The organism is Kosakonia quasisacchari (genome assembly GCF_004331415.1).
Classification (GTDB): Bacteria; Pseudomonadota; Gammaproteobacteria; order Enterobacterales; family Enterobacteriaceae; genus Kosakonia; species Kosakonia quasisacchari.
Map to the genome: position 1 here is coordinate 143,241 of NZ_SJOP01000007.1, position 23,396 is coordinate 166,636.

Here is a 23,396-nt window from a genome sequence, read left to right on the forward strand (position 1 = left end):
CCATGGAGGCGGCGAACAAAAGCGTTCCGGCTAAGTCATTATCCATGATTGGTTTTTTTGCTATCACCGCATCCATGGTCATGGCGGTGTATGAGTACCCGACGTTTGCGACATCGGGTTTTAGTCTGGTTTTTTTCTTATTATTGGGCGGCATCTTATGGTTTATTCCGGTTGGCCTGTGTGCGGCTGAAATGGCCACCGTTGATGGCTGGGAAGAGGGCGGGATCTTTACCTGGATATCAAACACACTGGGGGAACGCTGGGGATTTGCGGCGATTTCGTTTGGTTATCTGCAAATCGCAATCGGTTTTATCCCGATGCTCTACTTCGTGCTGGGAGCGCTGGCTTACATCCTTGACTGGCCAGCACTGAACAGCAACCCGCTGACGAAAACACTCGCCGCGTTAATCATTCTCTGGGGGCTGGCGTTTACCCAATTTGGCGGCACGAAATATACCGCGCAAATCGCCAAATTTGGCTTCTTCGGCGGCATCCTGCTGCCTGCCGCTATCCTCGTGGTGCTGGCCATCGCTTATCTTCTCAGCGGTGCGCCGCTGGCCATCACCTTTGATATGTCGACATTTGTCCCGGATTTCACCCGGCTCGGCACGCTGGTGGTTTTTGTGGCGTTCATTCTGAGTTATATGGGTGTCGAGGCGTCGGCTACGCATGTTAACGAAATGAACAACCCAGGCCGTGACTACCCGCTGGCAATGATACTGCTGATGATCGCCGCGATTTGCCTCAGCTCGATCGGTGGCTTGTCTGTCGCGGCCGTGATCCCACATAACGAGATCAACCTTTTTGCCGGGGTCGTTCAAACCTTCAGCGTATTAATCACCCATTACGGTGCGGGACTCTCCTGGGCCGTAAAAGTGATTGCGGCCCTGCTGGTACTGGGTGTGCTGGCGGAGATCGCGTCATGGATTGTTGGACCGTCTCGCGGCATGTATGTCACCGCGCAGCGAGGCATATTGCCCGGGTCATTCGCCAGGGTTAATAAAAATGGTGTGCCAGTGACGCTGGTTGTGAGCCAACTGCTGATGACATCCGTTGCGCTGGTGGTGCTTACCAACTCGGGTGGCGGGAGCAATATGTCCTTCTTGATTGCCCTGACGCTGACGGTGCTGATTTATCTGTGTAGCTATTTTTTATTGTTCCTGGGCTATATGCAGTTAATTCGCAAGCAGCCGCTGCTCAAGCGCACCTTTCATATTCCCGGCGCAAACGGATTTCGGCTCGCGGTGGCAGGGCTGGGCTTTTTGGTGTCACTGCTGGCCTTCATCGTCTCTTTTTATCCACCGGCCTCGATTGGTGGTGAAAGCGCCGATGAGAAGTACGTCACGCTGCTGGTTATCTGTTTTGTGATTGTGCTGATCCTCCCCTTTCTGGTCTACGCGCTGCATGACAAGCGCGGCAAACAAGGCACTGTGACCCTGGTCGTCATCACTGCTGATAATGCGCCGAAAGGACATTTTTTTATCCATCCACGTGCGCGTTCGCCCCACCATTTAGCCCCTAAGAAATCTACGGAATAGCAGTTTTTTCAATGATATAAGTCATCGTTAAGGAGAAGTGAATGAAAACAACCGTTAGCATCATCGTTGGCAGCTTGCTGCTGGTTTCCGCTGCGACACAGGCGGCAGAAAAAGGTAAACCCGTGAATAGCTGGACATGTGAGGATTTTCTCGCGCTGAAAGCCTCTTTCCAGCCAACTGCCATCGGCATTGCTGAGGCGTTAAATAATAAGGACAAACCTGAAGAAGCGGTGGTGGATGTTCAGGGGATTGAAACGGTCACGCCCGCCGTGATTGAAGCCTGTAAACAAGACAAACAAGCCACTTTCAAAAGCAAAGTGGAGGGTGAGTGGGACAAACTAAAAAAGGATATATAAACGCAAAAATTTATTATGGCTAACCTGCTGGGGCTTCAATGCCCCGGCAACTTATTCAGGTTTAAATAGCGGCACGATCTTGCCAGTGATATAGCGTCGGCGCAGCCAGGCCGATGCGCTATCCATCAGCATTACTACCGCCACCAGAATCACGGTGATAAACATCACCACATCCCAGTTCCACAGCCGCATATTCTCGGCATAAATCAAACCAATCCCGCCCGCACCAACAAAACCGAGTACCGCCGCCGAGCGGGTGTTGGACTCAATCTGGTACAGGCTCAGCGCCAGAAATGTCGGGAAGGATTGGGTAAAGGTGCTGAAGCGGTGTTTCTGCAAGCCGCCTGCGCCCACGGCGGTTAAACCGCGCCGTGGCGAGCGATCCACTGCTTCGTGACTTTCGGCGTATAGCCGACCGAGAAGGCCGGTGTCCTGCATGATGATCGCCAGCACCCCGGCAAGCGGCCCAAGCCCGACGGCGCGCACGAAAATCAGCCCCCAGATCGCCATATCAATGCCGCGCAGCATATCGAACAGGCGGCGCACGAAAAAGGCGATAATGCCCGCAATGCCGCCTTTCATGATGTTGCGGGCGGCAAAAAACGACAACAACAGCGCGAATACCGTGGCGGTCAGCGTACCGGCAAAGACAATCGCCAGCGTAATGCCAATTTGCGTGAAGTAGTAGCCAAACGGCCAGTTGAGAAAATCGTGCCAGACGAACATGCGCAAAATATAGCGGCCAATCTGCTGCATGCCGGTCAGCGCCTGCTCAACAGGAATGCCGAACTGCATAAAGAACCAAACGTAATAGAGCAGCACGGCGAGGGCGATAATCCCCAGGCGGCGCAGATAACGCCCCTGCGCCTGGAACAATTTCCTGTTTAATTTGCGGCTCAATTCCACATTCGGTACGGCTTGCCAGTTGGTCATTTTTTCCCCTCCAGCACCCACTGGCGTAAGCGGCCAGAGAGCGTATCAAGCACGAAAACCACGGCGATAATCAGCAGCAGCGTGATGCTGACCTGATCATAACGGTCGAGTTTGATATTCGTCATCAGCTCCTGGCCAATGCCGCCCGCACCGACTAGCCCAAGAATGGTCGAAGAGCGGAAGTTAATTTCGAGGCGCATAAATCCATAAGAGAGAAAAATCGGTTTCACCTGCGGCCACAGCGCGAAGCGAATGCGTTGCAGATGTGTCGCGCCACAGGAGGCCAGTCCGCGCACCGGTTTATCTTGTGCGCTCTCTACCGCTTCATAAAACAGCTTGGTCAGGCTGCCAACGGTGTGCAGCGCCAGCGCCAGGAAACCGGGGATCGCCCCGATACCAAACGCCATCACGAAGATTACCGCCCACGCCAGTTCCGGCATGGTGCGTAAAAAGGCCACCAGTGTACGCACGGTAAAGCGTACCGGTGGCGGAGACCAGGTGTTGCTCGCCGCCAGAAAAGCCAGCACGGTGGCGATAGCGAATGACGCCAGCGTTGCGGCCAGCGCCAGTTGCAGGGTTTCCCAAATCAGCGGTAGCTGGATCGGTAAACGATAGCCCCAGTACGCCAGCGAGCCTTTGGTGTGGGTGTCGGCAAACAGTACCGACCAGTGCAGCGTCGGCACTGTTTCCAGCATGTAATCCATAAAGTTCGGCAGCGAGTGCCAGATGGTGGCGAGATTAAATTCCGCCGCGTTCCCGGCGGCAAAATAGAGCGCCAGCAGCACCAGCGACCAGGCGACAGTGTCGCGCTTCTGGCGCATTCTGATTTGCTGATAGTAGTGCTCAAACTGCGTATTCGACCTGTTCATGCGTAGTGGTAGCGTCCTGTATGACCATCGAATAAAAGCCCCTGGTTTTTACGCAGGGGCCGGGGAATCGATGCGGCGAAGGATTAACGTGCGCTAACCAGTTCGCGTTTCATCTCGATAATCTGTTTAAAGTCATCCACGCTGCCCGGACCGATATGCTGTGTACCGCCCATCGCCTTCACGAAGCAGGCGTGGTTGTCGGTATCCAGTTTTTTAATGGCGGTGACCACTTTGGCTTTGAAAGCGGCTGGCAGGCTATTGCTCACAAGGATTGGGCCGTTGGGGATGATTGGCGATTCCCAGATAATGCGAATTTCTTTCATCAGATTCGGGTGATCCATACGAATCAAACGGTTAAACGCACCGGTGCTGTAGCCGGAGTCGTAATCGCCGACCATAGAAGTCCAGGTTACTGCACCGGCGAACTGGCCGTTCAGCACGCCAAGAATGTCCTGCTCGTGACCACCGGAGAAGGTAACGCTGGAGAAGTAGTTGTTGTATTTATTGTCTGCGTTACCGCCAAACTTCTGTTTGAACGCATAGTTCGGGATCAGGTAACCGGACGTTGAGTCGGGATCGGCGAAGCCAAACGCTTTGCCTTTCAGATCTTCCAGTTTTTTGTACGGACTGTCGGCTTTAACGATAACCACAGAGTGGTAACCGCGCGATTTATCTTTGTCATCCACCGCGATACCCACGATATCGACTGCTTTCGGGTTGTTGATATACACAGACGCGTAAGAAGAGGGCGACATGCTCAGCACCACATCGACTTTTCCGCCCAGCAGACCCTGGATCACGCCTGAATAGTCAGACGAGTTGCGCAGCTTGGTATCCACGCTCAGTTCTTTATCCAGAAACTCTTTCACGCACTGGTTATCACCAATTTGTTGGGTTGCGTTCTGACCGCCCAAAATCCCCAGATTTAATTCCTTCGGCTGCTCAGCGGCAGCTGCCTGCCATGCCAGCAGAAAACCTGTCATCAATGCCGATAAACGTAATGCGCCAGAAATATGCTTTTTCATTGTCATTGCCTGTGTCGTCTCATTGGAAGGAATAATTAATGCAATTGACTGATTTCATCGCCGTACAGCACCTGCAACACGTCCTGCGTTAGCCTTGCGGGATGATCGTCAAAAATGATCCGTCCCTGGGAAACGCCGATAACGCGAGTGCAATACTCTTTTACCAGCTCCACGGAGTGCAGGTTCACCATCACGCTGATGCCTTGCTCGCTTACTTCGCGTAACACGCCCATGATGCGCTGGGTATTTTTCGGATCCAGCGAAGCGACAGGTTCGTCCGCCAGTAAAAGGGATGGGTTTTGAATTAATGCGCGACAAATGGCGACACGCTGCATCTGCCCGCCGGAAAGCGTTTCTGCACGCTGCAAGGCATGCGGCAGCATATTCAGCCACTCCAGCAGCGCGATGGCTTTAGCGCGGTCTTCGTCGGTAAAGACTTTAAACAGGGATTTCAGTGTTGACGTCTGGCTCAACCTGCCGAGCAGGACATTGGTCAGCACGTCAAGGCGCGGCACCAGGCAGAAGTCCTGGAAAATCATGCCGCACTGGCTGCGCCACTGGTTCAGCGCGCGGCCTTTCAGGTGCGTGACATCACGCGGCTTGCCCATTTCCGGGAAACTGACGATCTCACCAGACGTGACGCTGTGTGTGCCGTTTAGCACGTGCAGCAACGTGGATTTCCCTGCGCCGGAACGCCCAATTACGCCAACCATCTCGCCGCTGTGCAGATCGAAACTGATGTCGTGCAGCACGGTCTGGTGCTCGTTATAGGCTTTGCGTAAGTTTTTCACGCTCAGCACCTTCTGCTTCGGTACGGTGTTTAATTGATGCAGAGACGAATAGTGGTCTTCAGAGATTTCTGCCAACGCGCTGTTCATAAGTCTTCCGGATTTTTCATTAAACTGGCGACCATTAAGAGCACGGGGGATGATCGTTTTATGACGGAAAAGCGAACAAATAATGAACGTGGATGTTTGGCTTAGGCGCTCGCGCCTGCGGATCTTTATTTTACGCAATCGACGGTGAGGTATTTTTTCCAACCCGGTGCGCGGTGAACGGCCGGCGGATCAGCAAAGAAAGGAAAACGCAGACGGGCGGTAAGGGATATTTTTACCCTCCATTCGGCGTCGCCGAGGAAGCGAAAGGTTATTTCCTCCTCTTTGACTGACAATTTTTCAAAATGCCCGCTTGCCCACGCCTGACCAATACGCACAATCTCTTTCACACCCAGATTGATATCTATCAACACCATGGTCAGCCACTCTTCAAAAATAATATCGTCGGTGAGAAAAAGCAGAGAGTGGCAGGCATCTATTTTGACTGCAGCTTCCAGCACCAGCCCAGGCACGATGATATTTGTGGCGATACCTGCAATTTCTACCTTCGACTGCGCTTGCGAAAACGGGGTTGCTTCACACACCGCGATGAGTGCTACGTTATTGGCTTCTTGCATGGACTACCCCGCGATGCTGCGTATTATTTTATCTTCAGATTATTCTTATCTATAAGCCAGACAAAGTGAGTATTCTGTGTAAACTTTTGTGTATGAAACAGCGAAATAAATACCCGGAACCTTTAGCTGAACATTATATAAATTAATGTAATAACGGTTTGGTATTGTCCTGGTTACGGTAATTTCCGGCGGTTAGCCAGAACGAAAAAGGTTCACATGTTCTGTCAAAGAGTATGACAGCGCTTACACAGGTTTAAGGCGCGAAGGCACGCGCCGTACTAAGGACGCAAACGCATGAATCAGCGTATTTCGGTACAACTTCCCACGGCAAACAACCTGCTTTTTTGGCAACTTACTGGTCATGAAGCCCTCTCCGAACCTTTTTCATTTAACCTGACGCTGCTGGGTGAAGATGCGCGTCTCGATCGTAGCAAGTTGCTCGGACAGCCTGTGACCCTGACGCTGCCCACCCAATCGCTTACCACTTCGCGTTACCTCAATGGCAAGGTGACTCGCGCGGGTGTGCGTCCTGTTGAGCTGTCCGGTACGCGTTATGCTGCGTATACGCTTACCGTCGAATCAGACCTCTGGCCGATGAAACGCGACCGCAATATGCGTATTTTCCAGGGGCAGACCGTGCCGGAAATTGTCAAAACGCTGTTCAGCGAGTATCAGGTGAATGTGGATGACCAACTGACCGGGAATTATCGCGTCTGGGATTACTGCGTTCAGTATCAGGAAAGCAGCTTCGAATTTGTAAGCCGCTTGATGGAACTTGAAGGGATTAGCTATTACTTTCGCCATCAGGCGGATCGCCATATGTTGGTGCTGAATGATGCCGACTCAAAACATGAAACATTCCCGGGTTATGAATCGATTCCCTATCATTCGACAACTTCTGGCGGCGTGACCGATGAAGAGGGGATTAGCCAGTGGGCGATGGAAGATAGCGTTACGCCCGGAAAATTAAGCCTTGAGGATTACGACTTCCGCCAGCCGAATGCATGGCTATTCCAGGCCCGGCAGAACCCGGCATCGCCAAACCCCGGCGATATTGATGTTTATGAATGGCCCGGTCGTTTTACGCAACATAGCCATGGTGAGAAATATGCCCGCATTCGCCAGGAGCGCTGGCAGGTGGATCACCAGCAAATTGGTGGTTCGGCAACGGCTACCGGCATTGCGCCAGGGTTTGTTTTCACATTGAGGAACGCGCCTTTCACTGGGGATAATGGCGACTATCTGGTTACTACCGCTGAATATGATTTCCGTGAAAACCCTTACTCCTCAAGTGATGCAGGTGAAATCATGCACCGCATTGATTTCTCTGTTATTCCCGCTTCAACACCCTATCGTCCCGAAGTGAAAACACCCTGGCCGCGAACGTATGGCCCGCAGACGGCTAACGTCGTCGGCCCGCTTGGTGAGAGCATCTGGACCGATCGTTATGGTCGTGTGAAAGTTAAATTCCATTGGGACAGGCAATCGAAAGGCGATGATACCAGTTCCTGCTGGGTGCGTGTCTCCAGCGCGTGGGCAGGGCAGGGATTTGGTGGGGTGCAGATCCCGCGAATTGGCGATGAAGTGGTTGTCGACTTTATTAATGGCGATCCGGATCGTCCGATTATCACCGGGCGTGTGTATAACGAGTCCAGCATGCCGCCATGGGAACTTCCCGCCGCTGCGACAGTGATGGGCTTTATGACGCGCAGCAAAGACGGCAATAAAGATAATGCCAGTTATCTGTTTTTCGAAGATAAACCGGGTAGTGAAAAGGTGGATTTGCACGCCGAGAAGGATATGGTGGTTTCGGTGGAAAACGATCAGACCGTTACCATTGATGGGCATCGTAACACCACCATCAAAAAGACGCAGACGGATGACGTGACAGAAGATGCGACCTTCACCTACCAGGCTAAACGCACCACCACGGTCATGAAAGCGGAAACCAAAACATTTAATGAAAGCGAAACCACCACCATCCAGCACGGACGCAAGCTGGATATTACCAGCGGTGGCGACAATGTGACGATCAAAGATGGTCGGACAACCAATATTACCGGCACGGAATTACACCATGTGACTGGCAATGTGACGCAAAACTTCGACAGCGCGCTGATAACCACTGTTAAAGGCGGACAAACCGAGACGATTGATGGTGGCGTGACAATCAATGTTAACAGCGGCAGTTGGACGCAAAACGTTAACAACGGGACAATTACCATTACCAGCCCGCAAACTATAACGTTGCGCAGCGGTGTTTCCATCGATCTTGATGCACCGAAATCAACTTATACCGTGGGTGGCCATAAGGAAGCTGTGACGGGGAATAGTCTTAGCGTCACTGGCGCGTCGGAAGGGGTTACAGGTGTTGCGTTTGATTATAAAGCTCTGTCTATCGGTGTAGCGAACACAGCTATTTCACGTAATGTTATTTCTATTAGTTCAAAAGCATTTGAAAAGAAAAATGTGCCGCTGGATTACAAGCAGGTTGGGGTTTTACTAGAGTCCGGAGCGTTACGGTGGAGTTCTAAGGCTCTGACGCTAATAGTTTAAAATGATGGAGCTGTAAAATGGAATTCAGATGGATATATCTCGTTTATCTCTTTATCGCTATTGTCGCCATTCGAGTTTTGATCATGGCCGGCTCGATGGTGATACCGGGTATTCGACAAACAATGATGGAATCAGATGTGCGTAAAAATGGTGTTGGCGTTGGAGCCACTATTGTCTCCAGGAGTCGTGCAGGTTCATTTGAGGGAGGGCTGCCTGTTTACAGGCTGACTTTTAAATTCAAAACACGCGAAGGTGTTGAGGTTGAGTCGAGTCTTGAGCGCCCGTTAGCGGCAGAGGACGTTATGCAATTTGAGCCCGGAAATGGTGTCACGCTTAAGTATGATCCCAAAGCTCCTAAGCGTATTGCACTGTCCGACCGCCCTTTAATTTTAGGCGATTAAACACAGCTTTCTCAGGCCAGGAAATAACCTTATGCCGTACCACCTGGACTATGTTGTTTTCGCCTTCGTTGCAGCCGTGGCGGCGTTTCTGCTTTATTACGCATTGCGCTGGGTTCGCCAGCTATTTATCGAAGTCCATGTGATGAAACACGGAATTGGCGCAAACGCCGATATCATCGCGTTGAATCGTACCAACCTTATGGACAGATATACCGTTTATTGCGAGCTGGTATTGCGCTTTAAAACGCGTGAAGGGCTGGAAGTTGAATCGCGCGTGAAGAAGGCGCTAACACCGCGCGAAATCGTGCGCTTTGCCGCTGGTAATGGCACGACCGTGAAATACTCGCCACAAAATCCACAGCATATTGTGTTGTATGATCGCCCGCTGATTTTAGGCGATTAATATCTCTGTTCTCGATCTCGCAAGCGTGATAAATAAAAGTAAATATCGCCAGGCTTAATTACTTCTTGTCATCATCTCGCCTTTCTACTCACTCTTTTTCACTTCGTGATGCAAAGAACAACCGGTCTATCTGGTTGATCTGTAATGCTTTAGCGCAACAATGTACGCAAACCTGCAACCTCATTAATTAAACCCTGCCAGCGTCACAAAACCTGGAAAAAACAAGCCATTGCGTTGCATCGGTCAGCATGCGCGCTATATGTTAAATTTGTGTTTAAAAAATGATACCGAAGGGGTTTGTTCATGGATAAGAAATTAAATGTTCTGGCCGTGGCGCTGGCGGCGCTCTTTTCCAGCACTACGCTGGCTGCCGTGCCTCAGGGGTACCCGGCGGATTACCAGAAAATCGTAGACGCCGGAACCAAAGAAGGCAAAGTCGTTATTTACTCCACGACCGATACCAAAGCCGCAGGACCGCTGATTAAGGGGTTCGAGGCGCAATATCCGGGCATTAAAGTGGAATATAACGATATGAACAGTACTGAACTGTACAACCGTTATCTTAGCGAACAGGCTTCCGGCGGGGGCAGCGGCGACGTGGTCTGGAGCTCGTCAATGGATACCGCGCTGAAACTGGCGACCGACTATGCTGCCGAATACGCGTCGCCCGAGCTGGATAAATTGCCCAAGTGGGCGGTCTGGCAGAAAAAAGCCTACGGCACCACCTACGAGCCGGTGGTCTTTATCTATAACAAACGCCTGATCCCGGCGGGCGACGTGCCGGATTCACACACCGCACTGGGGAAACTCATTGCCAGCCAGACCGACAAATTCAAAAGCAAAGTCACCACCTACGATATCGAAAAATCGGGGCTTGGCTTTATGCTCGCAGTGGAAGACAGCAAACACGATAAAGACTATTTCACTCACCTGGCGGATGTGGCGAAGGGCGGTTTAACGGTGCAGTCCTCCACCGGCACCATGATGGAGCGCGTCTCTTCCGGCGAAAACCTGATTGGCTACAACATTCTGGGTTCGTACGCCGAAGCGCGTGCGAAAGGCGATAACTCGCTGGGCATCTCCTACCCGAAAGATTATGTGCTGGTGCTTTCGCGCGTCTCGTTTATCAGCGCCGAAGCGGAGCACAGCAACGCCGCGAAATTGTGGTTTGACTATGTGCTTTCTGAAAAGGGGCAGAGCATTCTTGCCAACCAGGCGGATATTCCCTCGCTGCGTAACGATATTGAAGGCAAAAACGACATTGACGGCATGACCAAACAGCTTGGCGACGCGCTGAAGCCGATTGCGGTGGATGAGTCGCTGCTGGAGTATCTGGAGCCGAAAAAACGTCTGGAATTTATTAAACAATGGCGCACCGCTGCCGCTAAATAACGCCCTAACTGGTTGTGCGTTTTGCCGACGCACAACCCTTTTCTCAGCCAGCGGGTTGGCGTGAGGTTCCTGACCAAAGGGATGATGTATGAATAGTGTGCGCAGAAAATGGCAGGGGTTGCCGCGCGGCGTCATTGTGTTAATCACCGCGCTGGTTATCTATATCCCGCTGTTATTTATTGTGGTGCAGAGTTTTCTCTCGGCGCCTTTTTTTGTCCGCTCGAAGGAGCTGAGTCTCGAAGCATTTGAGTTCATTTTTACCGATCCGGATTTTTATCTGGCGCTGAAGTCCGGCTTTATTCTGGCGTTTGGCCTGGTGTTTATCGCGATTCCACTGGGCGGCATTCTGGCGTTTTTGATGGTACGCACCGATTTACCGGGCCGCCGTTTTATTGAGCCGCTGATCCTTGTGCCTATTTTTGTCTCGCCGATGGTGCTTGGCTTTGGTTATGTGGTGGCGGCCGGGCCGGTGGGCTTTTTCTCACGTTGGGCGCAGGAGCTAATCGGCTTTGTGCCGTGGAACATCTACTCGATGTTTAGCATCGTAGTGATTGCCGGGCTAACGCATGTTCCCCATGCTTATCTTTATATCTCCTCGGCGCTGCGCAGTGTCGGTTCCGACGTGGAAGAAGCTGCGCGGACCGTTGGCGCGTCACCATTACAGGTGATGACATCCGTCAGCCTGCCAATGGTGCGACCCTCGATTTTGTACGCCTGCGTTCTGCTGTTCTTCCTTGGGCTGGAGGTGTTCGGCCTGATGCTGGTGCTGGGCGACCCGGAAGGCAACATGGTGCTGGCGACCTACCTGTATAAATTAACCAACAAATTGGGCACGCCCTCTTACCACCTGATGGCGGCTGTGGCGGTGGTGCTGATTTGTATCACCATTCCACTGGTGATGCTGCAACGCCGCCTGATGCGGACCGCGAACCGTTTTGTCACCATGAAAGGGAAAGCCTCGCAGGCGCGGGCGCTGCCGCTGGGTAAATGGCGCTGGGTTGCCGGTGCGGTAGTGGTGGCGTGGCTGACAGTTACCATCGGCGTGCCGTTGATTGGCGTGGTGCTGCGGGCATTTATCTCCAACTGGGGCGTTGGCGTTTCCCTGTGGGACGAAGTGTCGCTCGATACTTTCCGCAATATCTGGCAGCAGCCCAACCTGCTGCGCGCCATCGTCAACTCGATGGCGATTGGCGTTTTTGGCGGCGCACTGGCGGTGGTTTGTTATCTGTTTGTCGGCATTGCCATGCACCGCAAACAGGATAGCGTTACGCGGTTTCTTGATTACAGCGTGCTGGTTCCCCGCGCGGTGCCGGGGTTGCTGGCCGGGCTGGCATTTTTGTGGGTGTTCCTGTTCTTACCGATGTGGCTCGATCAGTCGCTGAAAAACGGCTGGCTTTCCGGGTTGCCGGTAGCCGAATGGCTGCGCGAAAACCTGATTGTCTGGCTGCGATCGCTGCGTAACACCATCTTTAGCGTCTGGCTGGCCTACACCGTGGTGTGGATGGCTTACGGCTTGCGGCTTATCTCCTCAACGCTTTTGCAGGTCGGGCCGGAGCTGGAAGAGGCGGCGCGCAGCACGGGAGCGACCAGCGGGCAAGTCACCCGCCATGTCACGGTGCCGTTGTCGCGTTATGGCCTGATTGGCTCCTGGCTGCTGATGTTCCTGATTTTTGAGCGCGAATACTCAACCGGGGTTTATCTGCTCTCGCCCGGTACGGAAACCATCGGCTCGATGCTGGTGTCACTGTGGGCGGCAGGGGCGATTGATATTGTCGCTGCGCTGTCGTTTATCAATATTCTGCTGGTGGTCATTGGTCTTGGTGTGGCCCTGCGCTTTGGAGTGAAATTACATGATTGAGCTGGCGGTAGAAAACCTGCATCTGACTTACGGCGACAACCCGGTGTTAAAAGGCGTCTCGATGGAGCTGAAACGCGGCGAAGTGGTGTCGCTGCTTGGCCCTTCCGGCAGCGGAAAAACCACGCTGCTGCGTGCGGTCGCCGGGCTGGAAAAACCAACCCAGGGAAGGATCACCATTGGTAATAACGTGGTGTACGACGGTACGCCGCGCAGTGAGGTTCCGGCAGAGGAACGCAATCTCGGCCTGGTGTTCCAGTCTTACGCATTGTGGCCGCATAAAACCGTGTTCGAGAATGTCGCTTACCCGCTCAAGCTGCGCAAAGTGGGTACGGCGGAAATCAACACCCGCGTGCAAAACGTGCTGGATCAGCTTGGGCTGGGTACGCTTGGCAAGCGCCACCCGCACCAGCTTTCCGGGGGGCAACAGCAGCGCGTGGCGATTGGTCGGGCGCTGGTCTACAACCCGCCGGTGATTTTGCTTGATGAACCGCTCTCAAACCTCGATGCCAAGCTGCGCGAAGAGGCGCGGGTGTTCCTGCGCGAGCTTATCGTCAAACTCGGTTTGTCGGCCTTGATGGTGACCCACGATCAGAATGAAGCGATGGCGATTTCCGATCGCATTTTGCTGCTCAACAATGGCGTGATTGAGCAGCAAGGGACGCCGCAGGAGATGTACGCCACGCCGTCGACGCTGTTTACCGCCGAGTTTATGGGCAGCAACAACCGGCTGCACGGCAAGGTGAGTGAAGTCAGTAACGGCAGGGCGCGGATCGAAGGGGCGAACTGGGCGCTGTGGGGCGTCGCCGGGCCGGGCGTGCGTGCGGGGCAAGATTGCACGGCGGTGATCCGCGTCGAAAGCCTGCGGCTGGCGGACTCACCGCAGGATAACTCGCTGGAGTTGCCGATGCTCACCAGCATGTATCTGGGCGATCGCTGGGAGTACTTATTCCGCACCTCCGGCGATGATTTCGTGATCCGTGTTTACGGCACCCAGCAGCGCAGCCAGCAAAACTACCGCGTGGTGTTGCCCGCCGAACAGTTGTGGATCTTCCCGCAAAAAAGCTAAGTGTGTAAGCACGTACTGACTGCTCAGTACGTGCTGCGCATTACGGGAGCGACACCCATTTGTAACCCAGCGCCATCGTCCCAACCACAATGGTGCTGAACGCGGCAATATGCAGCATCAAATCCGGCAGGCTGATATGCGTCGAGTGGCAAAGTGCAAGCAAGGTCAGTGACATGCAGGCGACGCCCGCGCCCGCCGCTGCCAGGCTGCGCGCCGGGAAAAGCGTGCGCGTCCGGCGCAGGTAAGCAATCACTATCAATACCATCGGCACGCTGACCGTCACCATAAACAGGTAACAGTTTGGCCCTTCAACAGCGGTGCTCACCGGCAAGACACGGTGGAAATGCAGGTTACTGAACGTACCTGCAAGCCAGAGTGCCGCCAGCGGCGTAAACCACTTCCAGCCCAACGCGTCACGCCCGGCGATACTCAACAGAAACGCGTTACGCACCGCCAGTGTCCCGGCGATAAACGTCAGCAGCAACTGCACCAGCGCCCACCACGCGCCAGGCTGCGACCAGTCGGTTAGCGTGCGGTTAAGTCCGAAACCGGCGGCTATGCCGCAGGGCAGCGCGAGGGCCACCCAGCTTAGCGCTCGCCAGCCAGGCTGGAAGGGGCGTTTTACCGGTTCGGCGCAGCGGCTTAAATGTGCAATTAACAGTTCATGATCGGCCATGATGTGCTCCTAACCGACGAAGGTTATTCAGGGCGCGATGCAGCAGGGATTTCACGGCGGCAACCGTCAAATTTTGTTGCGTCGCGGTTTCTGCCAGCGTCATTTCACGCAGGTGGACATGCTCAACGACCTCCCGCTGGCGTGCAGGTAACTGATTCAGCAGCGTTGCCAGCTCGTCGTGCGATGACGATTCCATGCTGGTGGCAAGCAGGGGAATCTCCGCCTCGCTGGCGACTTCGCGCTGTTGGTGGCGACCGCGTTTGCGCAGGGCATCTACTGCGCGGGCGTTGGCTATCACCATCAGCCACGGCAAAAAAGGCGCGCCCGGATCGTAAGTGTGACGCACCCGATGCACAGTGAGCAGCACATCCTGAATCACATCTTCCACCAGAACCTCATCGGCGATGTGTTTGCGTGCAAGTGAGCGGATAACCGGCACCAGCGCTTTGAGCAGCCGCGTGTAGGCCTGGCTGTCGCCGGACTGCGCCAGCGCCATCAGTTGCGGCCATTCGTCGCGCGCTGCCTCATTTTTTTCCATATCCCGCCTTCAGGTTTTTTTACCGCTGGCCTGCGTCAGCGCGTTGACCACAATTGAGGGGGTTAGCACCTGCGGTAAAATGTGCGGTGCGCTGCCGTCTGCCGGGTAGACCACATACAGCGGTAAGCTGCCTTGCCCCAGCGCGTTCAGCGCGTCATCAATATCGGCATTAAATTTGGTCGAATCCGCCACCATGTAAAGCGTGCCGGTTTTCGCCAGTGCCTCTTTCACTGTTTGTGTCGAGAGCGACGTCTTTTCATTCACCTGGCAGGTTATGCACCAGGACGCGGTGAAATTCACAAAGATGGCCTTGCCGTGGCCGCGATTATCCGCCACGGTTTGCGGCGACCATTTGACCTCTTCAATACTCTTGTTCGCAGCCAGCGGCGCGCCGTTTTGCACCACCGAAGGCAGGGGAACAACGGCGGCCAGCAGTAGCGCAGCCGTCAATGCAAACAACAGCTTATGCCCGCGCCCGGCAAATCGCCGCTGCTGCGCCATACCATAAAGCCAGGCGGCGAAACTCACCACCACGGCAGCCGCCAGGATAGCTGCCAGCGCCGTTGTTCCTGCCTGTTGCGCCAGCACCCACACCAGCCAGCCGAATGCGCCAAACATCGGAAAGGCCAGCCCGCGTTTTAAGGTGTTCATCCATGCGCCGGGGCGCGGCAGCCATTTGCCGAGCGCCGGAAACAGCGAAATCAGCGTAAACGGCGCGGTAAAACCGAGCGCTAGCGCGACGAAAATTGCCAGCGCCACAGCAGGTGGTTGCACCAGCGCGTAGCCGATGGCTCCTGCCATGAAGGGCGCGGCACACGGGGTGGCGACAATGATCGAGAGCGCACCGGTCAGCGCCGCACGCAAAAATGCCCCGCGCTCTATGGTTATCTCGCCGGCGCGTTGTACCGACAGACCGACCTCAAACACGCCGAGCAAATTGAGTGCCGCGCCAAGAATAACCAGCGCCAGAAAGGCGATAACCAGCGGCGACTGTAACTGAAAACCCCAGCCGACGGCGGTTCCCCCAGCGCGTAACGCCAGCAAGACGCCGGCAAGCGCCAGCATGGTCACTACACAGCCGAGCAAAAAACCCAGCCCCTCTTTGCGGGTTTGCGCCGCGCTTTGGGTGTGACGCAACAGCCCCAGCGCTTTCAGCGAAATAATAGGAAACACGCAGGGCATCAAGTTGAGAATAATGCCGCCTGCGAAGGCGGCGAGCATGGCGGTTAACATAGCGAATCTCTGATGGATAAAAGGAGCTTAACGGGCCTGTTTACGAATGCGCGTTCGCATACTGTTTCACTGCTTCCATCGTTTTCTGAATATGCGTTTCCGGGTTTCTGTCAGTGTAGCTCAGCAGGATTTTGCCATCTGGCGCGATCACATATGACGTGCGATCCGAGAGGGTTTTGCCGTTCATTTTCATCAGCGTGTCGTATTGCGCCGCCACTTTTGCGCCCGGATCGGCGGTGACGGTGAATTTGTCGCGACACTCCAGTTTTGAAAACTCATCTATCTGGTCGGTGTTGCCAGCGGTCACGCCAATGACCGTCGCACCCAGTTTTTTGAAATCGTCTGTCGCTTCGGCAAAGGCGTGTGCTTCGATGGTGCACCCTTTGCTGAATGCCGCCGGGAAGAAGTAGAGCACTACCGGGCCTTTTTGCAGTGCCTGTTGCAATGAGAAGGTGAGCGGTTTTCCAGCCAGCGCGCCTTGTAATTTAAAGTCCGGTGCTTGCGAACCGGTGGGCAGAGCGGCGTGGGCGTTGGCGATATTCAACAGTGCAGCGGCGGTGAGGCTCAAAACGAATTTTTTCATTGGGATCATGTTGCGCTCCTGTAGGGAAGTTTATTGATGCTCATACACAGTTCGTTTGCTGGCAGACAAAAGTTTCGCCTGGTTAAAAAAAAGAAAATGCCATTTTTTCTGAAGCAGAAAAGCAGATTAATTATTAACCACACGCAGAATTAACGTGCTCGGGAAATTAAAATCGGTGATAAATCTGAATTGGTAAAAATGCTGAAATGAGGGTAGGTTTCGAACAAAAGCGAGTAATTTATCCTTTTCTATCATGCTATTATTATTTTCTTTAACTGGCGAAAAGTGCGTGATATTTGGTTGGGCCGATTCTGCTTATTTTCTCATATGCTACATTTAATAGGTTTTCTTCTGGCCTTGTCGCCACCTTTTAGCTGCCTTGCGTTACGCTGGTAAATCTTAATGCTCTATAATTCTGCCGTTAAAAAAGGTAGTTTGCTGCGCCGCTATAATCGGTTGCTTTCTCGCTATAACACCCATCGCCACGAAGTGTCGTTGGCGCAAATTGCCGATACATTAGCCTGCACCTCGCGCTATGCGCGCTCTCTACTCCATGAAATGCAGGAGGAGGGCTGGCTGGTGTGGAATTCCCGTCCTGGGCGCGGCGCACTTGGTGTGCTGCAATGCCGCATGAATGCGGCGTCGCTGGAGACGCTGGTTGCGGGTGAGTACCCGACCTCGGAAACCGAAATGGCGACCGGGCAGGCGCAACCGCACTATTCCAGCGATGGTTTTCGCTATTTCATCGCTTTCTACCGGCCGCTGTTGGCTCCTATTCCTTCCATCCACACCGACCGGGCCGGGCGGCATATTTTGCAAATGGTGCATGCCGGTCTGGCGCGCCATATTCCCGAACAGGTTGCACCGATCCCCGGTCTTGCCCATACGATCACCTGCAGTGAAGAGGGATTGCGCTGGCGTTTTATTCTGCGACGCGGCCTGGTCTGGCATAACGGTGAGCCTGTCGCGCCAGAACAATTACGCTACACGCTGGAGCGCTATGCTGGTGGCCCGGGGTTGCCGCATGTTATCGAGGTGAAATGCACCGATCATGTTCTGACGATGCAACTGGGCCAACGTGACACCATGCTGCTTTATCGGCTGGCAAGCCCGGTTTATGCGCTGCCGCATCCGCGCAACGGCTCCATCGGTCTGGGACCATTTAAAGTAAGCGAGCACTCAAGCAGCCAACTGGTGCTGACCCGGTCTGCCTTCTGGTACGGTGAAACGCCGCAGGCGTCGGAGATTATTTACAACACGCCGCTCAGTGTCGCGCCGTTGCCCGCGCTGGTGCGTCTGGATACGCCGCACTCATTGATTGCGCCGGAAGCCACGACACAGCGCGAAGATGCCGACGCGTTCTACTATGTCACTTTCAACCAGTCTCGCGGGCGATTAAGCGCGCAGCAGCAGGCGTTTATCCGGCGTATTGCGCTCTCGCTCAGCGCAGGATTGATTGAGCGGGAGGATACGCTGGCACCGTTGCCGGAGTGGTTGCAGCCCGCAGCCGAGCCCGAAGTGCAGGCGTTATTACCGGATAGCCTGAATCTCGTCTATTTCCGCTCAACGGAAATGCGAAAGCTGGTTGATGAGCTGGCGAAAAGCCTGCGGTATCGCGGCTGTAAAGTGACAATGACGCCTATAAGCGTGACGCACTGGCTATTGCAGGATAAAAACTGGGCCGAACAGGATCTGTGCATGGGTTTTCTGCGTTTTGAGCAGCATGATGCATTCAGTATGGAAGAGCGCTACCGCCACAGTGTGATGTGGGCCTGGTTTTGGGGCGAAGCGGTATGGCGGCGCGGGATCGGGATTCTTGATCGCATTAACGCCGGGCCTGCGGAGCGCTACAGCCAGCGTGTCAAAAGATTGATGCGTTATCTCAGCGATCACCGCTGGATTGTACCGCTGCTTGCGCAACGCTACCGGCTGGTGACGCCCGCCAGCGTGCAGGGCGTTTTTTGTTATCCGCAGAGCTGGCCCGATTTCACACGGCTGTGGACGGACGAGGTGCAGCATGTCCAGAGCACACAAAATCATCAAGATTAGCTTTTCTTGGTTAAAAATATCGCATATTTCATTTTTCTTGGTGTTTAAAATCGGAAATTGGCGGGGAAATTGCACGTTGTCGATATTAATTGCTAGTTGTAGTGCTGCCTTGCCCTGTTATTCCCAATAAAGTTTAAATATAACAGTGGGTTGCGGTTTTAACATCGGCGGCGGCAGAAACTGGACGATTAAAAAAGATACGGTAGAATACGTCTTCACAGCTATTGCAAAACAGGCTGCTCTCTATTTTTTCGCTAATAAGATAAAACTGTCAGAATATATCCTTTAAACAATAAATGGATATTTTTATGATGTGTTATATCGCTTATTTGTTGAATAATAGCGATTCCCATTCCTGATATTTTTCTTTTTTTATAATTCTTCTTCGCATTTTCATTTCTCAGCTTGAGTGCTGAAAATATATCCTGTCCTTTTCTTTTTTTCCCTGTTTTTTTGAAGATTCTACTTGCCTTTCTTGCTTAACATCATGAAAAAAAGGCAAAAAAAATGCCACTCAAGGTGGCAATCGAAATAGTGGTTTTACATCACATATGACAACTAATGTACTGTTTAATTGCCACAGTAATATAGTTTAGTCACCAGGTTTCCCGACATGTGGCAACTAAAAAAAACGCCTTTCATCGAGAGGGTATTTAAGCAAAGCACCATTCAGAATGAATCGGTAAAACGTCCTGTTGCATTGCTTGAACGTATTTTCGCTATTTTTGATGCGTTCGTAAATAGCCTTTTTTCTGCCGATTGATTTATTGGGGGGAGAAAAACGAGGTCAAAAATTCCCTGCTAAAAAAGTGCCAATTATTTACTCTGACCGCCTCCGCTCAGGCAGCATTTTTAACCGGAAAAAAAGGATCAAAATCAGCGCTTTTGATTTTTAATGCGACGGACCTCACACTCGCCGTCAAAATTTACGAAACATCTTGAAACATTTTTGTTAGGGGAAGCGCTAAGAACGGCATTCTGCGCGGGTTTATCGCTAAGACTAGTACGAAGATAACTAACACTGATGGTTAAATAAACCGCACAGAGGATTGTGCTATGGATGAAGGCCATAAAACATCACCGAAGTGCGCGGCGGTAAATCTCAATCGTCCAGACAATCGCTGTAGGCAAAAATGGATGCCATAACGCCACACAGAGTAAAACACCGGAACTAAACGCCAGCTAACAACAAAGAAGAAAGGTGCTGGTTTTAGCGTCCGAATGCCACACAGAGTAAAACACCGGAACTAAACGCCAGCTAACAACAAAGAAGAAAGGTGCTGGTTTTAGCGTCCGAATGCCACGCAGAACAAATCACCGGAACTCAAAGCCTACTAACGGCATAGAAGAACGGTGCTGGTTTTAGCGTCCGAACGCCACGCAGAACAAATCGCCGGAACTCAAAGCCTGCTAACGGCACAGAAGAAAGGTGCTGGTTTTAGCGTCCGAATGCCACGCAGAGTAATACACCGGAACTAAACGCCAGCTAACGGCACAGAAGAAAAGATCCTGGTTTAGCTATCAATAACGCGCATAACGCTACGCAGAAGAAACCGCTGGAATGAAAGACCCGCCAGCCGCCCGCAAGAAAGGCTGGTTACAGCGTCGGTACGCTATGAAGAACGGATACAGGAAATGAGGCGCAGAAAATCACGCAAAGCGTGTTCAGAGAACGTGCGTCAGGCGTAATGCGAGAAGCACATGCAGGGCATACACACCAGGCACGGAAGCAGAGAATGGCTTCCGAACCTGGCGCGAGGAACAACACTGGCGCGAAAGACGCCATAACATCGTGTTAATGCTGAATGCTGCACAGAGAAGAGGCCGCATTAAACGGAAATGCGATAAACATTACCCGAAGCATCATTGCTGCGGTTTCCACTTTCGCCATAAAGCTGCGCGGTTGCGGTCGTCTGGCTGACAATCTTTTTGAAGTCGTTCATCTTCTTCATATGCATGTTCAGCAACTGATAGCTCTTCTGGTTGAGCTCAGCAGATTTTCGCACCACCACGGTAATACGATCCCAAAGCGTAGCGAGTTCGGAGTGGCGCGGGTAAGGAAACGCCAACCGATGGTGTTTCTCTTCCTGCTTGCGCTGCTCATCATAAAAGTTAATCGCCGACAGCAAGCGGCTCTTGTTGTCGGAGATCACTTGCAGCGAAACCGGGTTTATCTGGGCGCGGCTAAGCTGGCCGATTTCTTCTACCAGGGTCGCTTCAAGCTCACCCAGCAGGCTATACAGTTTGTTCAGAATTACGGGTAAGTTTTCCATTATTCACGTGCATGTTGAGATTAAGAGAATCGAAAGATGTCGCGTACCAACGCGCTGGCGATTTTATCGCTGTCCAGGTGGAGTTCACCTGCGTCCATCTTCGCTTTAATGGCGGCAAGACGTTCCGTATTAACATCACGGCTACCGTCATTTTTAATTTGCTGCGTCAGCTGGCTGAGTTTGACCTGCGTCCCGGCCTGCTGGGCGTCTGTTTTCCCCGATTGCGCTGACTCATCATTCATTACTCTCGTCTCAACGGGCTGCTGCTGAGTGCCGGTTGCCTGAATGGGATTGGCCTGGCGGGTGCGTTCAATGTTCATACGGATCCTGGTTTTCTATGCGGTGGCTCTGTATTAAAGATATCGGCACGGGGAAAATAAAACTGAAATCAGTTCGACAGGCTAATGCTCACTTGTCCTTGTCCTGTTACGGTGGCGACCACCACCTGGCCGGTGCGAGTCTGTACTCTGACGCTTTCATCGAGTGCGGCGTTATCCAGCGCTTTACCTTTGGCGTGGATCAGAAAACCGTCACCGGGCGCGGTAATATCGACGGTGCGATTAGCAATAACGGCCCAGCTGCGGCGCAGCTGGTTATCCGCCAGCGGCGACCCCGGTTGAATGATGCGCGTAGGCGTGCTGCCAATGATGTTCTGCGGATCAAGTAATACACCGGCCGGTAAACGATCCAGTTCGCCGCTCACGGGCTGGATATCCTCTGCGCCAATGATCTGCCCCGGTTTGAGCGTCCGCGCTGCCACCCAGTACCTGCCACTGGCACTAATCTGAATCTGAATGAACTGCTGTTTTTTACCGCACTTGGCGATGACGCTGCGTCGGCCTGTCAGGCGCACGGAGCGACCAGAAAGACGTAAATCCGGCTGTGCGCATAATGCGGCGAGTTTGGCCGCGGGGGTAAGAATTTTAATGCGCAACTGCGGCTGATTCTCTGCTTCTTTATTGTCCGCAGCCAGCAAGGTGGCGATCCTCGCTTCGAGATCGCTGTTTTCCGGCGCGCTGGCAAAAGCCGGTGAGAATGGGCAGCAGAGCGCGAAAATCACGATGAGTGACCTGATAAGGGACTGCGGCATAATGAGATAAACCTGCCTGATAATATAAAGGAGCAATAGGATTAATATTTTTTTATTGTAATTCAGAATGGCTATTTTCTTATCTATTAAATGCCGTCAGTTTTGACAGCATTTCACTATATTGGTATTTCAACTTTTAAATATAAGCTTCTTTTCGGCAAATTAAGAGAGGTTGAATTGGCTAAATGCGTCTACTTCTGTCGGATTTTTAAGGTATAGATTTATTAGGTTGTCTCTTAGACTATGCCTCGTAATCAATTTCGAAGTAAGCGAGTCATTTCATGTTTGATAAACTTGATAATGAATTGCGTTTCCAGCAGCAGGCGTTAAGCCTGATGTCGCGGCGGCAGGATATTCTAGCGTCTAATATCGCGAATGCCGATACGCCGGGATACAAGGCGCGAGATATTGATTTTTCTAAGCAATTGAAAAATGCAATGCAGCAGGAAACGCGTCATCCATTAACACTAAGTTTAACAGCCGGGAAACATATTCCTGGCGTAGCGCCGAAAACGGACGATCGACAATTACTTTATCGTATTCCCGATCAGCCAAGAGCTGATGGAAACACTGTCGATATGGATCGTGAACGCGTTAATTTTGCTGACAACAATGTCAAATATCAGACGAGTCTAACGATTCTCGGCGCTCAATTAAAAGGTTTAACGAGTGCCCTTAACCAAGGTCAATAATTTTCATGTCGCTGTTTAGTGTTTTCGATATTTCAGGTTCGGCAATGGCCGCCCAATCAAAAAGACTTAACGTCAGTGCCAGCAATATGGCGAACGCCGACAGTATTGCCGGCCCGGATGGCAAACCGTACCGCGCGCGTTCGGTGGTTTTCAATGTTGATAACTCCGCGGGTCAGGAGATTGGCGGCGTGAAAGTGAGCGGCGTTACGGAATCCACTGCGCCGGACAGGCTGGTCTATGAACCCGCAAACCCACTGGCGGACGACAAAGGTTATGTCCATATGCCGAACGTCGATGTGGTGGGTGAAATGGTCAACACCATTTCTGCATCCCGCAGCTATCAGGCCAACGTCGAAGTGATGAACTCGGCGAAGAGCCTGATGCTGAAAACGCTGACTCTGGGCCAGTAAGG

General features: G+C 52.7%; 24 protein-coding genes. 12 read left to right on the forward strand and 12 right to left on the reverse strand.

The window, feature by feature from the left end:
• Window positions 1–2 precede the first annotated feature (2 nt).
• The gene (gadC, locus tag E0L21_RS09635) at window positions 3–1,538 is read left to right on the forward strand and encodes a glutamate:gamma-aminobutyrate antiporter (RefSeq protein ID WP_131408885.1); all 1,536 of its coding nucleotides are present in this window, start codon (window positions 3–5) and stop codon (window positions 1,536–1,538) included.
• Between the two features lie 41 nt (window positions 1,539–1,579).
• Complete coding sequence (gene hdeA, locus E0L21_RS09640; protein ID WP_131408887.1) at window positions 1,580–1,894, forward strand: acid-activated periplasmic chaperone HdeA; 315 nt, start codon at window positions 1,580–1,582, stop codon at window positions 1,892–1,894.
• A 51-nt stretch (window positions 1,895–1,945) separates the two neighbouring features.
• Here hdeA and phnE (E0L21_RS09645) read toward each other — a convergent pair whose 3' ends face one another.
• From phnE (E0L21_RS09645) to E0L21_RS09665, 5 genes are all read right to left on the reverse strand, one after another.
• Window positions 1,946–2,827 carry a phosphonate ABC transporter, permease protein PhnE gene (phnE, locus tag E0L21_RS09645; RefSeq protein WP_131408889.1) on the reverse strand — a complete coding sequence of 294 codons (882 nt, stop codon included), beginning with the start codon at window positions 2,825–2,827 and terminating at the stop codon, window positions 1,946–1,948.
• Window positions 2,824–3,696, reverse strand: coding sequence for a phosphonate ABC transporter, permease protein PhnE (gene phnE, locus E0L21_RS09650; RefSeq protein WP_131408892.1), 873 nt, complete (start codon window positions 3,694–3,696; stop codon window positions 2,824–2,826). The genes phnE (E0L21_RS09645) and phnE (E0L21_RS09650) overlap by 4 nt, the downstream gene beginning before the upstream one ends.
• An 83-nt stretch (window positions 3,697–3,779) precedes the next feature.
• Window positions 3,780–4,721, reverse strand: a complete 942-nt coding sequence (gene phnD, locus E0L21_RS09655) for a phosphonate ABC transporter substrate-binding protein (protein ID WP_131408894.1) — start codon at window positions 4,719–4,721, stop codon at window positions 3,780–3,782.
• Window positions 4,722–4,756: 35 nt separating this feature from the next.
• Complete coding sequence (phnC, locus tag E0L21_RS09660) at window positions 4,757–5,599, reverse strand: phosphonate ABC transporter ATP-binding protein (protein ID WP_131408896.1); 843 nt, start codon at window positions 5,597–5,599, stop codon at window positions 4,757–4,759.
• Window positions 5,600–5,724: 125 nt separating this feature from the next.
• Complete coding sequence (locus tag E0L21_RS09665; protein ID WP_131408898.1) at window positions 5,725–6,174, reverse strand: hypothetical protein; 450 nt, start codon at window positions 6,172–6,174, stop codon at window positions 5,725–5,727.
• Window positions 6,175–6,468: 294 nt separating this feature from the next.
• Between E0L21_RS09665 and E0L21_RS09670 the strand changes: the two genes are divergently transcribed.
• The 6 genes from E0L21_RS09670 to E0L21_RS09695 all read left to right on the forward strand — a co-directional run bounded on the left by E0L21_RS09670 (window position 6,469) and on the right by E0L21_RS09695 (window position 13,850).
• Window positions 6,469–8,730: a type VI secretion system Vgr family protein gene (locus tag E0L21_RS09670; RefSeq protein ID WP_131408900.1), complete on the forward strand. Its 2,262-nt coding sequence runs from the start codon at window positions 6,469–6,471 to the stop codon at window positions 8,728–8,730.
• 17 nt (window positions 8,731–8,747) lie between these two features.
• Window positions 8,748–9,131, forward strand: a complete 384-nt coding sequence (locus tag E0L21_RS09675; RefSeq protein ID WP_131408902.1) for a DUF3592 domain-containing protein — start codon at window positions 8,748–8,750, stop codon at window positions 9,129–9,131.
• Between the two features lie 31 nt (window positions 9,132–9,162).
• The gene (locus E0L21_RS09680) at window positions 9,163–9,534 is read left to right on the forward strand and encodes a DUF3592 domain-containing protein (protein WP_131408904.1); all 372 of its coding nucleotides are present in this window, start codon (window positions 9,163–9,165) and stop codon (window positions 9,532–9,534) included.
• A 303-nt stretch (window positions 9,535–9,837) separates the two neighbouring features.
• A complete protein-coding gene (locus tag E0L21_RS09685) occupies window positions 9,838–10,926 on the forward strand; it encodes an ABC transporter substrate-binding protein (RefSeq protein ID WP_131408906.1) in 1,089 nt (362 codons plus the stop codon).
• An 88-nt stretch (window positions 10,927–11,014) separates the two neighbouring features.
• Window positions 11,015–12,784 (forward strand): ABC transporter permease, encoded by a 1,770-nt coding sequence (locus E0L21_RS09690; RefSeq protein WP_131408908.1) that lies wholly within the window; start codon window positions 11,015–11,017, stop codon window positions 12,782–12,784.
• A complete protein-coding gene (locus E0L21_RS09695) occupies window positions 12,777–13,850 on the forward strand; it encodes an ABC transporter ATP-binding protein (protein ID WP_131408910.1) in 1,074 nt (357 codons plus the stop codon). The genes E0L21_RS09690 and E0L21_RS09695 overlap by 8 nt, the downstream gene beginning before the upstream one ends.
• A 40-nt stretch (window positions 13,851–13,890) precedes the next feature.
• Here the strand turns inward: E0L21_RS09695 and E0L21_RS09700 are convergent, their stop codons facing one another.
• Genes E0L21_RS09700 through E0L21_RS09715 form a run of 4 tightly spaced genes read right to left on the reverse strand, consistent with a single transcriptional unit; the run spans window position 13,891 to window position 16,889 of the window.
• A complete protein-coding gene (locus tag E0L21_RS09700) occupies window positions 13,891–14,526 on the reverse strand; it encodes an NrsF family protein (protein WP_131408912.1) in 636 nt (211 codons plus the stop codon).
• Window positions 14,513–15,064, reverse strand: a complete 552-nt coding sequence (locus E0L21_RS09705) for a sigma-70 family RNA polymerase sigma factor (RefSeq protein WP_131408914.1) — start codon at window positions 15,062–15,064, stop codon at window positions 14,513–14,515. The genes E0L21_RS09700 and E0L21_RS09705 overlap by 14 nt, the downstream gene beginning before the upstream one ends.
• A 9-nt stretch (window positions 15,065–15,073) precedes the next feature.
• Window positions 15,074–16,297, reverse strand: a complete 1,224-nt coding sequence (locus E0L21_RS09710; protein WP_131408916.1) for a protein-disulfide reductase DsbD family protein — start codon at window positions 16,295–16,297, stop codon at window positions 15,074–15,076.
• Window positions 16,298–16,337: 40 nt separating this feature from the next.
• Complete coding sequence (locus E0L21_RS09715) at window positions 16,338–16,889, reverse strand: peroxiredoxin (protein WP_131408918.1); 552 nt, start codon at window positions 16,887–16,889, stop codon at window positions 16,338–16,340.
• Between the two features lie 393 nt (window positions 16,890–17,282).
• Here E0L21_RS09715 and E0L21_RS09720 point away from each other — a divergent pair, with 393 nt between their 5' ends.
• The gene (locus E0L21_RS09720) at window positions 17,283–18,929 is read left to right on the forward strand and encodes an SgrR family transcriptional regulator (protein ID WP_131408920.1); all 1,647 of its coding nucleotides are present in this window, start codon (window positions 17,283–17,285) and stop codon (window positions 18,927–18,929) included.
• A gap of 613 nt (window positions 18,930–19,542) precedes the next feature.
• A complete protein-coding gene (locus tag E0L21_RS24980) occupies window positions 19,543–19,692 on the forward strand; it encodes a hypothetical protein (protein ID WP_165501893.1) in 150 nt (49 codons plus the stop codon).
• A gap of 1,066 nt (window positions 19,693–20,758) precedes the next feature.
• Here E0L21_RS24980 and E0L21_RS09725 read toward each other — a convergent pair.
• The 3 genes from E0L21_RS09725 to flgA all read right to left on the reverse strand — a co-directional run bounded on the left by E0L21_RS09725 (window position 20,759) and on the right by flgA (window position 22,292).
• Entirely contained in the window at window positions 20,759–21,202 is a 444-nt protein-coding gene (locus E0L21_RS09725; RefSeq protein WP_235855218.1) for a flagella synthesis protein FlgN, read from the reverse strand.
• 20 nt (window positions 21,203–21,222) lie between these two features.
• Window positions 21,223–21,522, reverse strand: coding sequence for a flagellar biosynthesis anti-sigma factor FlgM (flgM, locus tag E0L21_RS09730; protein ID WP_131408924.1), 300 nt, complete (start codon window positions 21,520–21,522; stop codon window positions 21,223–21,225).
• Between the two features lie 68 nt (window positions 21,523–21,590).
• Window positions 21,591–22,292 carry a flagellar basal body P-ring formation chaperone FlgA gene (gene flgA, locus E0L21_RS09735; RefSeq protein WP_131408926.1) on the reverse strand — a complete coding sequence of 234 codons (702 nt, stop codon included), beginning with the start codon at window positions 22,290–22,292 and terminating at the stop codon, window positions 21,591–21,593.
• A 281-nt stretch (window positions 22,293–22,573) separates the two neighbouring features.
• On the opposite strand from flgA, the gene flgB reads away from it, so the two are divergent.
• Window positions 22,574–22,984 carry a flagellar basal body rod protein FlgB gene (gene flgB / locus E0L21_RS09740; protein WP_131408931.1) on the forward strand — a complete coding sequence of 137 codons (411 nt, stop codon included), beginning with the start codon at window positions 22,574–22,576 and terminating at the stop codon, window positions 22,982–22,984.
• 5 nt (window positions 22,985–22,989) lie between these two features.
• Window positions 22,990–23,394 (forward strand): flagellar basal body rod protein FlgC, encoded by a 405-nt coding sequence (gene flgC, locus E0L21_RS09745; protein WP_017459379.1) that lies wholly within the window; start codon window positions 22,990–22,992, stop codon window positions 23,392–23,394.
• Window positions 23,395–23,396: the final 2 nt, after the last annotated feature.